Source organism: Indolivaga macrotermitis (assembly GCF_900128985.1).
In the GTDB taxonomy this organism is placed as follows: Bacteria; Bacteroidota; Bacteroidia; order Bacteroidales; family Dysgonomonadaceae; genus Dysgonomonas_A; species Dysgonomonas_A macrotermitis.
The window spans coordinates 42,838-55,545 of sequence record NZ_FQUC01000021.1 but is presented as its reverse complement, the minus strand read 5'-3'; the positions used below and the strand labels follow the sequence as shown (position 1 = coordinate 55,545).

Sequence of the window (12,708 nt, the reverse complement as noted above, 5' to 3'; positions counted from 1 at the left end):
AACTGTCTTTAAACGGATTGAGCCCGGTAAAATACCGAACTCAATCTAAATATAGTTAATAATTTATTGTCCAACTTTGGGGGGGCACTTCAAATCTTCCGGCTTTTTATTTATCTATTTGTTAACTGATAATTTCCTCCGGGAACAGCTCTTACCAACCCTTTCATTTCCATCAATAGTAAAGTCGATAATAGAGAAGATAAAGTTATACTTGTTTGTGCTGATAGAAAGTTAACATGAAGTGAGTCTTCTCCAGATAACAGATCAAATATTGCTTGTTCCTCTTTAGTCAAGTCAAGGAATAACTCTTGTTGTTTTGGTTGAATTTTACTTTTCAGATCCCATTGCATATGTTTAATAAAGCTTTCTGCCGATTGTAAAAGTATCGCTTTATTCTGTTCTATTAACATATTGCATCCGGCTGAATCCCTATCTGTTACACGTCCCGGAACAGAAAAGACTTCCCTGTCATATGAGTTTGCTAGGTCCGCGGTTATCAAAGATCCTCCTTTCATATCCGTCTGAACTACAATCGTAGCATCTGACATTCCTGCTACAATACGGTTGCGTTTAACAAAATTAAATTTATCGGGTTCTGTTTCACTGATAAATTCAGTAAGTAATCCTCCCTTTTCCAACATTTCCACAGCTGTCTTACGATGAACTGCCGGATATATACGGTCTAATCCGTGAGCAAGTACTCCCACTGTAGAGATATTTTCCTTAACCGCTGCTCTATGACTCTGAATATCTATCCCATATGCCAAGCCACTTACTATTAATATATCAGGAAACACAGATGCTATATCCTCTATAAACCGATCGCAGAAATCGGTTCCATATGAACTCGATTTACGGGTGCCAACAATACTTATTATTTTTCTGGCATTCAGGTCTGCCTTTCCTTTGTAATATAGTAGAATCGGAGCATCGGCACATTCTTTTAACCTGTAAGGATAATCTTCGTCCATATAAAAAAATGTCTGAATATTATTCTTATTTACAAATTCCAGTTCTTTCTCAGCCTTCCTCAATACTTCCGGGTTTAATATCTCCTGAGCTAAGTGTACCGAGAAGTTCTTTATAGACATCAACTCCTTTTTTGTAGATTTAAAAATAGCTTCTTCATCACCTATTTCGTCTAAAAGATTACGAGCCAATATATCACCCACTCCATTGATTTGAGTTAATGCAATTCTATACAGTAACTTTGCTGAATAATCGTTCATTGTTTGTTTTTAAGTATAATCTAAACATATATTTGTTGAAATATATGAGTGAAATATTTGTCCCCAATTTTGTATTCAAAGGTATTGAAATCTTTTTGATAAAAATTTGTGAATAACAAAAAATGCTTCTATATTTGCACCCGTAATCGCGAAAGTAGCTCAGTTGGTAGAGCACGACCTTGCCAAGGTCGGGGTCGCGGGTTCGAATCCCGTCTTTCGCTCAAATGTGGCAATGGTCACATTTTTTTTTCTAAATACGTACGCACACGTGGTGGAATTGGTAGACATGCTACTTTGAGGGGGTAGTGCTCGCAAGGGCGTAGGGGTTCAAATCCCCTCGTGTGTACATTATTTTAATAAAAGGCAGTATAAATCAATTGATTATACTGCCTTTATTGTTTTTATTGGAACGCTATTTGGAACAGCTAAATACTATTCCTTATTAAACGTGTATAAGTCGATCAATAAATCAGCGGTAGTATCATCTATATTTTGTGTATCTAAATTAGATATATCTAATTCTTCAAGAGTTGTATTATAAACCTTCGAAATTCTTTCTTCTACATAACTCATCCATTTCCAATGAGAATTTTGCAATGCGTAAAATATACGGGTTTTATCAATGTGTGATTGGTAGTTCATACCCTCATAAGATAAAACAGTCTCTTTCCAATCAACAACCATCCAAAACAGGGTATTAAAATGCTCCCATTTCTCAAAAACCTCTTTAACCGGTAAAGTAACAGTAATAACGTTCTCTGATTTTTCAACAAGAGAAAATTTATCTGCTAGCTTTATAGCATTATTGTATCGTGGAGATGTGGATTTTCCGAAAGATAGAGTTAGCATAGTTAATCTTCTTCTAAACTTATAAATCGCCCAGTTACTCCTATCAGCTCTTCAGAATAATTATAAATATCATCTAACGAATTTATTTTAAATTTAACCTCCTTTTTGTCATCTCCAATAAATGCGATTTGCCAATTAGAAGGTGAATTCAAATATAAACGACAAATCGTTTTTCTATTATTATCGTCAACAATTATAGTAAAATATGCTTGGGCATCTCGATAAAATATTCTTTCTGCCGGAAATATTTTTCTCAATATAGATTTTATGATGTAATAAGACTCCAATTCTTGTTCTGTTGTAATTACCTTATTGTCATCCTCACTGATTACAGATTCTTTCAATTCTTGTTCTACTTGTTTTTCTTGGACTGATTCCTCTGTATTTAATGCCGTCTTCAACCTATCAGATATTGCATCGCTAATTATTCCTGAAATAGATTTCTTTACAAGTGGAATAAACTGATCTATTATTTTCGAGGTTATCATACCTGATAATATTTGTTTTACTAAATATTTGGTAAATTCAGGACTAGGATTTGTAAATTCTTGATTCAATATAGATTTTAATTCACTTGTATACTTTAACTCACTAGCAGAACTCAAAATATCTTCTATATCAAAATATGCTTTATGGAATTTCTTAATCTCCTCTATTTGAGTTGATTTTGCATCTAGTAAATTCACTTCAAGAAATGGCTTTTCGTCCATCTTATTTGGAACTTCCAAGTCAGTATAAAATTTATAAATAATACCATTTGTCAGAATCCCAAATTTTGCATTGGTAACATGAAAATATCTCAATAATTGATTATCATATAAATCTAACCTACTATTCCAATATTTACACTCAATCAATATACTGGGTTCTCCATCTTTAAAAATAGCATAATCAACCTTTTCTCCTTTCTTTATACCTATATCACAAGTAAACTCAGGAACGACTTCTAAAGGATTAAATATATCGTATCCTAATGATTGAATAAACGGCATGATAAATGCATTTTTTGTAGCTTCTTCCGTTTTTATGCTATCTTTTAGTTTTTCGATCCTTTCTGATAGCTGTTTAATCTGATCTTTAAAATCCATAGTGTATAATTTTTATAAAGTTTTTTGGAATATATTTACATGATTATTTTTTATTTGTGTTACAATTGATCTCTCCGTAATTTCCCTGCAACCTTATACAGAAACTTAATATCATCTATAAGAATATCTCTATCAGGAAATTTTCGCCTACCATCCGGATTTACTTCTGTATTATAAGAGGTCATTGTTACATACTCGTCTCCTCTCCCACTCTGATATATATTTTTAATATATCGATCTTCATTAGTTATCACTACATAGCATTGACCAAAATCAAAATCATTTCGTCCTTGAATTAGCCTCACAAATATTACATCTCCTGACTTAAACCGATCATACATACTATCTCCATAAACTGTTACACCATAGCAACCATCGAATTTTGGGATATTCACCCATTCAATAACTTTATTCTCATCACCCTCTAATCCTATGCCATGACCGGCACAAACTCGTATATCAAGAATTGGCTGACCTTGTGATTCCGTTTGCGAAAATTTGAGAGATACACTACTATCTCCAATATCTTTAGCAAGAGATTCGAAATAATTTTTTAGTTTAATATAATCTTCAGTTTTAGGCTTATGCGAAGTTGTTTCCCATTTTGCTATCTTGTCTCTAGATATGCCTGTTTCGTCAGCAACCTTTTGCTGAGACTTATTAAACTTATCTCTTAATTCTTTTATATTAAGTTCCATCTTATCAGAAGTTAAAAATGTGAATTAATTCACATTTTATATATTTTGTTCTATATTTGTATTCATCTATGTTTTAATATTTATTTAATTATTTTCGCCATGTTTGACAAGATTAAAAAAATAAGAGATCGGAAATTAAGATTGAAAATTGTAATGTTGATTCTTAACTCTAAGTCTACTGATATAGATGTGAGATTAGTATCTCAAGAAGCCGAATTTATCTTATCATACATAAAACATGGCGTCAAACGTCCATTTTCCTAAGGTTTTATAGGCAACGTTATAGGAATAGAGAATTTTACACTGGTATATGATATTGTATTGTTCTCTATTTTTTTATCTATGCCAATACCAGACTCTTTAAAGAATACCCCTATAGATTTCTTACCTCCCACTTTTTCGGTTTCTTCTAGACAAACATTAAATTCGACATTCACAACTCTTACTCCTTCAAGCCCAGATCCAGATGGAATCATTATATGATCGCCACCTTTAATCCCGATTGGGTTAACACGTCCTGATGTGGTGTTTTGTTCCTGCAATTTAGCTACAGCATCTGTTATATTTTCAATCGTGCTCTTTACAAACTCCTCTAATTCCATACCCTACTATTTTAACATTAAAGCTAGCACACTATTAAATAAAGTTAATCATGTGAATAAATTCACTTATATAAATCAAATTGTGAATTACTTCACTATATTTGCATTGTGGTTATGTAACAATACACTACAAAGATAAAATTTTTAAGCAGATAGAAGCAATAATATATAAATATCATTTAGGGTATGAATGGGACAGTAATATATCATGTGTTATCAGATGAAAGCCTTGATAAAAAGCTTAAAGAGCTCCTATTAACTAAAGAAGAATCTTTAATTGAAAGGTTTCACGGTGTGATAGTACCTTCTTCATGGGTATGTAAAATACATAATGTGAGTGAGGCTACTGTAACACGATATGTAAAAAGAGGTTTATTGCCGGTTATTGAACGCACTTCATCAAGAAGTAACCTACAATTCAGATTATCTGATATCCTAAAAACAGATTTCGACAAACTACGTAAACTTATCTAGCCATGACAACAGAGGAAATACTTTGGAATGCTGCTTTTGAGAGAGTCGAAGAAAAAGATGACTCTTATAACTATGATGAAGAACGGGCAAAAGAACGCTATTACGAAGATAAAGACCTATTTGAACATTTCGCTGAATTATTTAAACCTAAAGCTTTATGAATATCGAAAAAGAAGAACGCAAAATGAGAAGATTAAACTTAGCAGTCAAGATCTACACAATAATAACAGGTACAATCATAGCAGGTCTGATCTGCTCCTTAATAGATAATCTATGAAAAAGAAATTGATCTCACCAATTATTACACTATTGAAGGTATTAGCTATAGCGGCTTCAATAGTCATAGCTTATATCATTATGCTGATTGTCACTGCACGCATGAATAAAGGCGATAATCTTACTGAACAGGTTGAAAAGGCAAATATTGAGAATTATCATAGATCCCAAAATAGGGATGTAAAATTTGCTGAAGACATAATCGGCTATTAATGCCAATAGGGCGGTTAGTATTCTTGGCTGAAACATTTCTGAGGTGCACCAACGAAAAGAGGACAGTTCGATTCTGTCACCGTCCACATTGAAAAGAGATTTTTGACATATTGAGACGCATTCGAAGCAAAGTATGATAGAATCGTCTATAAATAAAAAGCTCTATATGGGTAGAGTAAAAGCACGCTTTAAAAAGCTAAATGACTTCGGGGTATGGTGGAAAAGTAACCCTGTGCTAAATGAATATATTAATTCATGGCATTGCCATGATAACAATATATCCCGGTGTGCGTTGGTTCGCTATCCGGGAGCAAATTTTTGAAGGGGTAAAGGAGTAGTGGCGGAATTGGTAGACGCTAATGAGATAACGTAAGTCTTAGTATCGAGGTAGAGAGGCGTACAATGCCAAAGATAGCGATTACGCGAAGAAGAAACATTGTAGCTCCGATACATACAGGTTCGAATCCTGTTTACTCCACAATATGCCTTTAATAGGTATGTGTAGTTTTGTAAAGTTTGTGTTAAGTAGAGCGAGCCAGTCTGTGACAGATGTAGCTCGCTTTTTTATAATTGTTGTTAAGCTTTCAATTCTACGACATAATTATTGGAATAAAAAATAGCGTACAGGCGACCCCAAAAGTAAGTCAACCTGCACGCACGAATCATTAATATACAAATATATGAAAACATTACAAATCACAGATCAAGAAGCAAGGAAGTTGTATAAAACTTCGAATGATGAATGGAAAGGAATTCTCGAAAGACATTACGGTAAAAAATTCTTTTCTCAGGACGTAAATGACAGAATTGATGGATGGGAAGATATGATGGCAGAAACAGGACGTCCCGATGTACCTGAGTTTGTTGACCTACCGGAAGATTTAAGAGATCACTTTCAAAAATACTATAGAGTCATTGTTATGAATGAAGCTTATAATCAAGGCGAAAAAATGGATATCTACAATACTAATATTTACAGACATTTTCCTTGGTTTCGTACAAATGGCTCTGCTTCGGGGTTCGCGTTCGGCGGTGCGTTTTACGATTACTCGCTTGCGAGTGCGGGGTCCGGTTCCCGCCTTGCTTTAAAAAGCGAAAAGTCGGTAAAGGTTATTGGGACTAAACACATTGATATTATGCGTGAATATTTAGAATCATAATTTATAATACTAAAAATCATCACAATGAATACGAAAAACTTAAAGAAGCAACTAAGCGAAAGGCTTAAAACAGTAGAGGATGCTTATAAAGAAACAGGCCGTCCAAAAATAGACTTTTCTTTCTATCCTGAAGATTTAAGGGTAAACCGTGAAGCTGAGTATAATGTAATAGTTCTTATTGAAGCTGCCCGAAAGATTGAAATCGAGAACGGCTCGGATGAAAAATTAGATTGGACAGACTACAGTCAATGGAAATGGATACCCTGGTTTAGAATCTCTGCTTCGGGGTTCGCTTTCGCCTTTACGGATTTCGATTACTCGCGTGCGTTTGCGGGGTCCGGTTCCCGCCTTCGCGTTTTAAGCAAGATCACATGTGAGTATCTAGGTGAAACTTTCCTTGACATCTGGGAAAAAGTTCAGCTCTTCTAAAAAATAAACAGGCTGTTGCCTTTTTGTTCTGGCTCTGCTTCGGGGTTCGCGTTCAACGATACGAATTACGATAACTCGAATGCGAATGCAGGGTCCAGTTCCCACCTAAGCTTAAGATATAAAAATAAAAGACAAGGCCTAACCTCTTGGTTGAAAATAACGATTCAAACGGTGCTGGTAGAACTTATTCGAAAGCTCCTATAAGAAAGCAAAGGCTGATATAATGAAACGGATAGGAAACTTATATGATAAAGTTTACGAACTAGACAATTTATATCTGGCATATAGTAATGCAAAACATGGTAAAAGCAAGACATATGGTGTATTGTCATTCGATAAGAACTTAAGTGAGAATATCCTTCAGCTACAAAAAGAGTTGACTGATGAAACATACAGAACGTCCGAATATGATGTATTTACAATTCATGATCCGAAAGAACGGATAATATACCGGTTGCCTTTTCGTGACAGGGTGATACACCATGCTATTATGAATGTATTAGAAAATATTTGGACTTCTGTTTTCATCTCTCATTCTTATTCAAGCATTAAAGGTAAGGGTATTAACGGGGCATTAATCCACTTGAAGAAAGCTTTAAAAGATAAAGAAGGTACATTATATTGCCTAAAAATGGATGTGAGAAAATTCTATCCGTCGATTGATCATCAGGTAATGAAAATGATTATCCGAAAGAAAATAAAAGACAGAAAACTACTTAGTCTTTTGGATGGTATTATAGAATCAGCTCCGGGTGTTCCTATAGGAAACTATTTATCGCAGTTTCTGGCAAACCTGTATTTATCTTACTTTGACCATTGGCTAAAGGAGTACAAACAGGTTCCGTATTATTTCCGGTATGCTGACGATATGATCATTCTATCAGATAGTAAAGATTACTTGCATTCTTTAGAAAAAGAAATACATGATTATTTAAGAAACAATTTAAAACTAGATATTAAAAGCAATTACCAGATATTTCCGGTAGATGCAAGAGGTATCGACTTTGTCGGCTATGTTTTCTTTCATGATCATATTCTGATGCGAAAGCGAATAAAGAAAAACCTATGCAAACGGGCATCAAAACTAAACAAACAAAAAATATCCCCTAAAGAATATAAGATAGGTATATGCTCTTATCTCGGATGGGCAAAACATTGTAATTCTCGACATTTAATCAGAAAGGTTATTAAATATGAAAAAGTTCTCAGACTTTGGGATTAATACCCTAGATAATAAAAATGTATTTCCAGTACCTAAGATATCTATCACGGATGTCTTAAACTGTGAAATAGAAATTTTAGACTATGAATCAGGTGTAAAAACCTCTCATGGTGAGAATAGATATGTTGTTAAGATAAAAAGTGAAGGTGTTGAAAGTAAATTTTTCACTAATGCAACTCCGATTAAAGATGCTTTGGATAAAATTCCAAAGAGTGAGTTTCCATTCACTGCTACAATAAGACAACAGAAATTTGGTTCTGGTAGTGGTAAAACATTTTATCTAACATAACTTTTGAATATTAATATCAAATAATAAATATATGGTACGAACAATTGAAATGAAAGAAGGTGATACCATTGTAGGCCTGTTCAAAAAACTAAAAAAGCCAGGAGATATTCTCCATGTAAAAGATGAGATACGGCGAAAAGCCCGATCTATCAGTCAAGAAGCTACAAGGCAAAATAAATATGCTCGTATGCTTAATGAAATTAGTCAGCATGAATTAAAGTATTCTGTTATTGTTACCGAAAAAGAAGGATATACAACAATTCGATATGTTGACAACACAAAGGTAGAATCTGTTTAATATCCTGTCTAACACACGACAAATGGACAGGGTATTTACAGAACTTACAGAAAGAGTGGATTTTGTTTCTCAACAGTATGCTACAGGCATGGAGAAACAGGAAATTGCAGACAAAAACTTTAAAGCTTTATGTACAGTAAATAACCAAATAATGAAGGCTTTTGAAGTATTAGGCATCAGAAACAGAAGCGAACTCTCAATACTCTATGCTAAGCGAATAGCAATAAAACGGGCTCGAATTTATATAGCTCGAAAAGTAAACCTTCATGAGTTTAAGCAAGGAGTTATGGCTTTGATCTTATTATTTACAATGTCATATGATATATATATAAACATGACAGATGTATATCAAATGAATACAAGATTTAGTATCGAAAAACAAGCAAAGAGATCGAGACGCTCTGATTTGGAGATAGAACCTTTAATTGTATAATTCTTACACACGATATATTTATGGAAACAAAAGAAACTGAAAAAATGAACTGGGAGTTACCGGCTATAGATTTGCTAGAGCATCCTAGAGTTAAAGAATCTTTCATCAATGTATTAATGAAGATTCACGGCAAAAGTGAAGGTGATGCCGAAATGATCTACGAAAAGGAGTTGCTGTATTCTAAAAAGACAATTACAGGAAATAATGAATTTGCGATATGCACTGGTATATCTCTATATAGTGCATTCTTGGAAATAGCGACTACCGGATTATCTATTCAACCCGGTAGTAAATCGGAAGCTTTTTTGCAATATCGATATGGAGGCAATGTTGTGGATCCGAAAACAGGAAAAGAAAAAAAAATCAATGTCGCAAGTTTTGTTATAACTGCTTATGGTGAGTTGAATATGAGGATCCGTGCAGGCCAAATCATTCGAATGAATAATCCTCAGGTTATTTATGAAGGTGACAGATTTCAACCCAAAACCAACGAACAGGGAGTTTTGATTGTAGACTATGCGCCTGCCATCCCTCGGAAAACAAATCATATTATTGGCTGCTATGTGTGTATTGTCCTGCCAAAGAATCAGTATGACTTCAAATGGCTGCTCGAAGATGATATACAAAGGCTTGCGGGATACAGCAAACCCAAAGTAACTGATAAAAATCCTAATCCAAAAGCCGCAGTTTTGTATTCTTCTAATAACGGACAAATAGATCCGGGATTTCTGGAAGCTAAAACGATCAAACACGCTATGCGAGCCTATTCAAAACTTCGTGTTAGCGACACTGTTTCTTTTGAAGGAGATGAAGAATATGAAGCCCCTGCAAATATTCAGTCTTACGCACCGACTAATAATCAACCAAATGAGACTACACCACAGAACGGAAGTGTAACATCTGTTATAAATGATAGCGATGAACCCTGGTAAAATAAATAATTAATTCACACGACAATGGAAGAAAATAATACTTCACTACAAGTACAGCAAAATACTGAATCAGGCGAGTTTAACGACTTGCCTGTTATTTTAAATTCTGCACCTGAAATACTCATGCAGAATCAAACGAGCAAGTCGAAAGCAACAGAAGTGTATCTGACAATAGAAAACCTGATTGCTGATAATGGAATGTCTGACTTTTATGATAGTGAACTTGCTAAATTCGTTGAAAAAGGTAAAAAAACGATTACTGCGATGAATGAGAGGCGAAAACCTGTCACTCAAATGATTGATCTTATCAAGAAGGAATTTACTTCGATTGAAAGTGACCTCAAGATAGTAGTTGATAAGGCTCAGAATAGGCGAAATATTTACGCTACTGAAAAGATGAAGATGAAGCAAGAAGAAGATCGCCAAGCTCAATTAAAAATAGCTAAAGAGAAGGAGATTATAGAATATCGTAAAGCCTGCGAAATTGCCGTTTCCTCTTATTTTGCTGAATGTGCATCAAAAATAAAAAAACAGTTTCTTGAACATTTCAATGGCTTAACCCTCGAAAATGTAGATAAGGCTGGATTTGAAAGTACCACATCGAATTTTGACAATTATTTCTACGAAGGAGTAAATTTTACATTTCCGGATAATTCTCTTTTAGATAAAGATACTCTGGGATCTATTAGACGAGAGTTTATAGACGCTGATTATTCGTCTCAGAAATCTCAATTCAAATCTGAAATACAATCTCAGTTGAGAGAATTAGTCGATAAGATACCCTCTAAAAAAGCAGAACTTCAAACACTCGCTTTGGCAGATGCAGCAGAAACAGAACGTCTGCTCAAAGAAAAAGAAGTCAGAGAGAAAGATGAAGCTGATCGCATTGCTCAAGAAGCGGATAATAAACGCAAAGAAGCTGAAACCGCTGCATCCGTAAAAGCGGCAGGTGAACAAGCCGCGGTATTAGTAGATGCGCAAGTTGGATTATTTGGAGCACCTAAAGTAGTTGAATCTTACGAAATTAAGTTATCAAACATTGCCGGTTATCTCATGTTAGTTCAATTTTGGTTTGAAAAAGAGGGTAAAGAATTACCTCAAGATAAGTTCGAAAAGTTCACTTTTGCTCGGGTAAAGGCGTTCTGCGAGAATTACGCTAAGAAAAACGACGAGTTTATCAAGAATCCTGCAATTATTTACGAACCAAAATACAAAGCAAAATAGCCAATAAGATGGATCCTTATTACTCATTACCCGATGTTTCAAATTCTGATTTATCGTGGTTAAAACAACAGCTATACCCTCGTGATATGCCGGATCCTACCAATGCTTATAAATTCGGCTCTCTGATAGATGCAATGATTACCGAACCTCAAAGGGTTAATTACTTCAATCGAACACTAGATGATATTCAATATACTGTAGATGAATTCAAGCTAGCTGAAGATATGAAGCGAGCCTTCTGGAGAGATGATTTTTGCAAGCTAATCGCTGAAAAAGCAGATGGTCAAAAAGTAATGAGAGAATATAAAGCCTTCAATTTTGAAGGTTTTTCTTTTTCTCTTAATACCCGGTGTAAATGGGATTTATGGCGTGAAGATTGGAATTGGGGCGGTGATATAAAAAGTACGACAGCTGAAACGCAAAAGCAATTTGAAGAAGCTGCAAGGTACTTTGATTATGATCGCCAACGTGCATGGTATATGATGATCGCTAATTCTGACCGTGATGTACTGATAGGTATAAGCAAGAAGAATCTAAAGATATTTCGAATAAATATCACCCGTGATTCTTCTTTTTTTAAAGATGGATTTAATAAGTATAACGAACTCGCTTATAGACATTATTTAATGTTTGGTGAGTGGAAAAGAGAACATTGATATGGATATACAAACTTATTTGAAAGCCCAAAACATTAGGGAAAATTCATCTAAAGCTAGTTCAGCATTTAAAAAACTTGGTGCTGGTCTTTGCGAGGTCTCATTTGGAGATATAAAAATAGTTCCAGATAAATTACTGACCTCAAAACTACTTAAAGCATTGAGTGAATATGTGGAAGAAAAAGAAAAGGAGTTTGAAAAATTGTAATATAAATGCTTCTACACATCCGAACCCCTAAAGATAAAGACAAGGTTAAAGCCTATGTAGATGATCTGAAAGCGGATAAAAAATATATCGTAGAAGTCAAAGTCGCAAGAGAAAGACGGTCCATTGATCAGAATGCTCTTTACTGGCTTTGGCTTTCTTGTTTGATGAATGAAACCGGAGAAAATAAAGATAATCTACATGAGTATTTCAAAACAAAGTTTTTGGGTGTAGATGAACGCCAATGTTTCGGACATCATTTTTATCTGCCAAATACCACAACTAAGCTCGATACACTTCAATTCAAAAATTATTTAGATCGAATACAGGAGTTTGCAAGTGTTGAGCTTGGTATTACCCTACCCGACCCCAAAGATCTTTATTGGGATGAATTCTATCAACAATATAAAAATTTCATTTAAAATTTAAAC

20 protein-coding genes and 4 tRNA genes are annotated in these 12,708 nt (G+C 34.4%); 19 read left to right on the top strand and 5 right to left on the bottom strand.

Annotated elements, in window-relative coordinates; translation table 11 throughout:
• Positions 1-110 precede the first annotated feature (110 nt).
• On the bottom strand, positions 111-1,229 hold the full coding sequence (gene dprA, locus BUC12_RS18570) for a DNA-processing protein DprA (RefSeq protein WP_062185371.1): 1,119 nt from the start codon (positions 1,227-1,229) through the stop codon (positions 111-113).
• A 148-nt stretch (positions 1,230-1,377) separates the two neighbouring features.
• Here dprA and BUC12_RS18565 point away from each other — a divergent pair.
• Both BUC12_RS18565 and BUC12_RS18560 read left to right on the top strand, forming a co-directional pair.
• A tRNA-Gly gene (locus BUC12_RS18565) sits at positions 1,378-1,450 on the top strand.
• Positions 1,451-1,491: 41 nt separating this feature from the next.
• A tRNA-Leu gene (locus tag BUC12_RS18560) sits at positions 1,492-1,575 on the top strand.
• Between the two features lie 86 nt (positions 1,576-1,661).
• Here the strand turns inward: BUC12_RS18560 and BUC12_RS18555 are convergent.
• The 4 genes from BUC12_RS18555 to BUC12_RS18540 form a co-directional block, all read right to left on the bottom strand.
• Positions 1,662-2,078, bottom strand: a complete 417-nt coding sequence (locus BUC12_RS18555; RefSeq protein WP_062184377.1) for a hypothetical protein — start codon at positions 2,076-2,078, stop codon at positions 1,662-1,664.
• Positions 2,079-2,080: 2 nt separating this feature from the next.
• The gene (locus BUC12_RS18550) at positions 2,081-3,166 is read right to left on the bottom strand and encodes a type I restriction endonuclease (protein WP_062184374.1); all 1,086 of its coding nucleotides are present in this window, start codon (positions 3,164-3,166) and stop codon (positions 2,081-2,083) included.
• Positions 3,167-3,225: 59 nt separating this feature from the next.
• Positions 3,226-3,864 (bottom strand): LexA family transcriptional regulator, encoded by a 639-nt coding sequence (locus BUC12_RS18545; RefSeq protein WP_062184371.1) that lies wholly within the window; start codon positions 3,862-3,864, stop codon positions 3,226-3,228.
• A 260-nt stretch (positions 3,865-4,124) separates the two neighbouring features.
• Positions 4,125-4,466 carry a hypothetical protein gene (locus BUC12_RS18540; protein WP_062184368.1) on the bottom strand — a complete coding sequence of 114 codons (342 nt, stop codon included), beginning with the start codon at positions 4,464-4,466 and terminating at the stop codon, positions 4,125-4,127.
• Positions 4,467-4,652: 186 nt separating this feature from the next.
• Here BUC12_RS18540 and BUC12_RS18535 point away from each other — a divergent pair, with 186 nt between their 5' ends.
• The 17 genes from BUC12_RS18535 to BUC12_RS18475 all read left to right on the top strand — a co-directional run bounded on the left by BUC12_RS18535 (position 4,653) and on the right by BUC12_RS18475 (position 12,699).
• Positions 4,653-4,940 carry a hypothetical protein gene (locus BUC12_RS18535; RefSeq protein ID WP_062184365.1) on the top strand — a complete coding sequence of 96 codons (288 nt, stop codon included), beginning with the start codon at positions 4,653-4,655 and terminating at the stop codon, positions 4,938-4,940.
• A 2-nt stretch (positions 4,941-4,942) separates the two neighbouring features.
• Complete coding sequence (locus tag BUC12_RS20200; protein ID WP_157257587.1) at positions 4,943-5,101, top strand: hypothetical protein; 159 nt, start codon at positions 4,943-4,945, stop codon at positions 5,099-5,101.
• 112 nt (positions 5,102-5,213) lie between these two features.
• Positions 5,214-5,429, top strand: coding sequence for a hypothetical protein (locus BUC12_RS18530; RefSeq protein ID WP_062184361.1), 216 nt, complete (start codon positions 5,214-5,216; stop codon positions 5,427-5,429).
• A gap of 8 nt (positions 5,430-5,437) precedes the next feature.
• Positions 5,438-5,515: transfer RNA gene (locus BUC12_RS20195), tRNA-OTHER, on the top strand.
• 80 nt (positions 5,516-5,595) lie between these two features.
• A complete protein-coding gene (locus tag BUC12_RS20190) occupies positions 5,596-5,751 on the top strand; it encodes a hypothetical protein (protein WP_157257585.1) in 156 nt (51 codons plus the stop codon).
• 9 nt (positions 5,752-5,760) lie between these two features.
• A tRNA-OTHER gene (locus BUC12_RS20185) sits at positions 5,761-5,907 on the top strand.
• A 241-nt stretch (positions 5,908-6,148) separates the two neighbouring features.
• Positions 6,149-6,589, top strand: coding sequence for a hypothetical protein (locus BUC12_RS18525; RefSeq protein WP_139262121.1), 441 nt, complete (start codon positions 6,149-6,151; stop codon positions 6,587-6,589).
• Between the two features lie 24 nt (positions 6,590-6,613).
• Complete coding sequence (locus BUC12_RS18520) at positions 6,614-7,018, top strand: hypothetical protein (RefSeq protein WP_062184355.1); 405 nt, start codon at positions 6,614-6,616, stop codon at positions 7,016-7,018.
• A 223-nt stretch (positions 7,019-7,241) separates the two neighbouring features.
• Complete coding sequence (locus tag BUC12_RS18515; protein WP_062184352.1) at positions 7,242-8,240, top strand: reverse transcriptase/maturase family protein; 999 nt, start codon at positions 7,242-7,244, stop codon at positions 8,238-8,240.
• The gene (locus BUC12_RS18510) at positions 8,212-8,529 is read left to right on the top strand and encodes a hypothetical protein (protein ID WP_062184350.1); all 318 of its coding nucleotides are present in this window, start codon (positions 8,212-8,214) and stop codon (positions 8,527-8,529) included. Before BUC12_RS18515 ends, BUC12_RS18510 begins: the two co-directional genes overlap by 29 nt.
• Before the next feature lie 31 nt (positions 8,530-8,560).
• Entirely contained in the window at positions 8,561-8,827 is a 267-nt protein-coding gene (locus tag BUC12_RS18505) for a hypothetical protein (RefSeq protein ID WP_062184348.1), read from the top strand.
• 22 nt (positions 8,828-8,849) lie between these two features.
• Complete coding sequence (locus BUC12_RS18500; protein ID WP_062184344.1) at positions 8,850-9,260, top strand: helix-turn-helix domain-containing protein; 411 nt, start codon at positions 8,850-8,852, stop codon at positions 9,258-9,260.
• A gap of 20 nt (positions 9,261-9,280) precedes the next feature.
• Positions 9,281-10,192: a hypothetical protein gene (locus tag BUC12_RS18495; RefSeq protein WP_062184341.1), complete on the top strand. Its 912-nt coding sequence runs from the start codon at positions 9,281-9,283 to the stop codon at positions 10,190-10,192.
• A 24-nt stretch (positions 10,193-10,216) separates the two neighbouring features.
• Positions 10,217-11,416, top strand: a complete 1,200-nt coding sequence (locus BUC12_RS18490) for a hypothetical protein (protein WP_062184338.1) — start codon at positions 10,217-10,219, stop codon at positions 11,414-11,416.
• An 8-nt stretch (positions 11,417-11,424) separates the two neighbouring features.
• Positions 11,425-12,072, top strand: a complete 648-nt coding sequence (locus tag BUC12_RS18485) for a PD-(D/E)XK nuclease-like domain-containing protein (protein ID WP_062184335.1) — start codon at positions 11,425-11,427, stop codon at positions 12,070-12,072.
• 1 nt (position 12,073) lies between these two features.
• Positions 12,074-12,280: a hypothetical protein gene (locus tag BUC12_RS18480; protein ID WP_062184332.1), complete on the top strand. Its 207-nt coding sequence runs from the start codon at positions 12,074-12,076 to the stop codon at positions 12,278-12,280.
• A 5-nt stretch (positions 12,281-12,285) separates the two neighbouring features.
• Positions 12,286-12,699, top strand: coding sequence for a NinB/YbcN family protein (locus tag BUC12_RS18475; protein ID WP_062184329.1), 414 nt, complete (start codon positions 12,286-12,288; stop codon positions 12,697-12,699).
• The last annotated feature ends 9 nt before the right edge of the window (positions 12,700-12,708 follow it).

Bases quoted from the DNA above. Each gene is read 5' to 3' on its own strand.
- dprA (WP_062185371.1), bottom strand. From the start codon at position 1,229: ATGAACGATTATTCAGCAAAGTTACTGTATAGAATTGCATTAACTCAA.
- BUC12_RS18555 (WP_062184377.1), bottom strand. From the start codon at position 2,078: ATGCTAACTCTATCTTTCGGAAAATCCACATCTCCACGATACAATAAT.
- BUC12_RS18550 (WP_062184374.1), bottom strand. From the start codon at position 3,166: ATGGATTTTAAAGATCAGATTAAACAGCTATCAGAAAGGATCGAAAAA.
- BUC12_RS18545 (WP_062184371.1), bottom strand. From the start codon at position 3,864: ATGGAACTTAATATAAAAGAATTAAGAGATAAGTTTAATAAGTCTCAG.
- BUC12_RS18540 (WP_062184368.1), bottom strand. From the start codon at position 4,466: ATGGAATTAGAGGAGTTTGTAAAGAGCACGATTGAAAATATAACAGAT.
- BUC12_RS18535 (WP_062184365.1), top strand. From the start codon at position 4,653: ATGAATGGGACAGTAATATATCATGTGTTATCAGATGAAAGCCTTGAT.
- BUC12_RS20200 (WP_157257587.1), top strand. From the start codon at position 4,943: ATGACAACAGAGGAAATACTTTGGAATGCTGCTTTTGAGAGAGTCGAA.
- BUC12_RS18530 (WP_062184361.1), top strand. From the start codon at position 5,214: ATGAAAAAGAAATTGATCTCACCAATTATTACACTATTGAAGGTATTA.
- BUC12_RS20190 (WP_157257585.1), top strand. From the start codon at position 5,596: ATGGGTAGAGTAAAAGCACGCTTTAAAAAGCTAAATGACTTCGGGGTA.
- BUC12_RS18520 (WP_062184355.1), top strand. From the start codon at position 6,614: ATGAATACGAAAAACTTAAAGAAGCAACTAAGCGAAAGGCTTAAAACA.
- BUC12_RS18515 (WP_062184352.1), top strand. From the start codon at position 7,242: ATGAAACGGATAGGAAACTTATATGATAAAGTTTACGAACTAGACAAT.
- BUC12_RS18510 (WP_062184350.1), top strand. From the start codon at position 8,212: ATGAAAAAGTTCTCAGACTTTGGGATTAATACCCTAGATAATAAAAAT.
- BUC12_RS18505 (WP_062184348.1), top strand. From the start codon at position 8,561: ATGGTACGAACAATTGAAATGAAAGAAGGTGATACCATTGTAGGCCTG.
- BUC12_RS18500 (WP_062184344.1), top strand. From the start codon at position 8,850: ATGGACAGGGTATTTACAGAACTTACAGAAAGAGTGGATTTTGTTTCT.
- BUC12_RS18495 (WP_062184341.1), top strand. From the start codon at position 9,281: ATGGAAACAAAAGAAACTGAAAAAATGAACTGGGAGTTACCGGCTATA.
- BUC12_RS18490 (WP_062184338.1), top strand. From the start codon at position 10,217: ATGGAAGAAAATAATACTTCACTACAAGTACAGCAAAATACTGAATCA.
- BUC12_RS18485 (WP_062184335.1), top strand. From the start codon at position 11,425: ATGGATCCTTATTACTCATTACCCGATGTTTCAAATTCTGATTTATCG.
- BUC12_RS18480 (WP_062184332.1), top strand. From the start codon at position 12,074: ATGGATATACAAACTTATTTGAAAGCCCAAAACATTAGGGAAAATTCA.
- BUC12_RS18475 (WP_062184329.1), top strand. From the start codon at position 12,286: ATGCTTCTACACATCCGAACCCCTAAAGATAAAGACAAGGTTAAAGCC.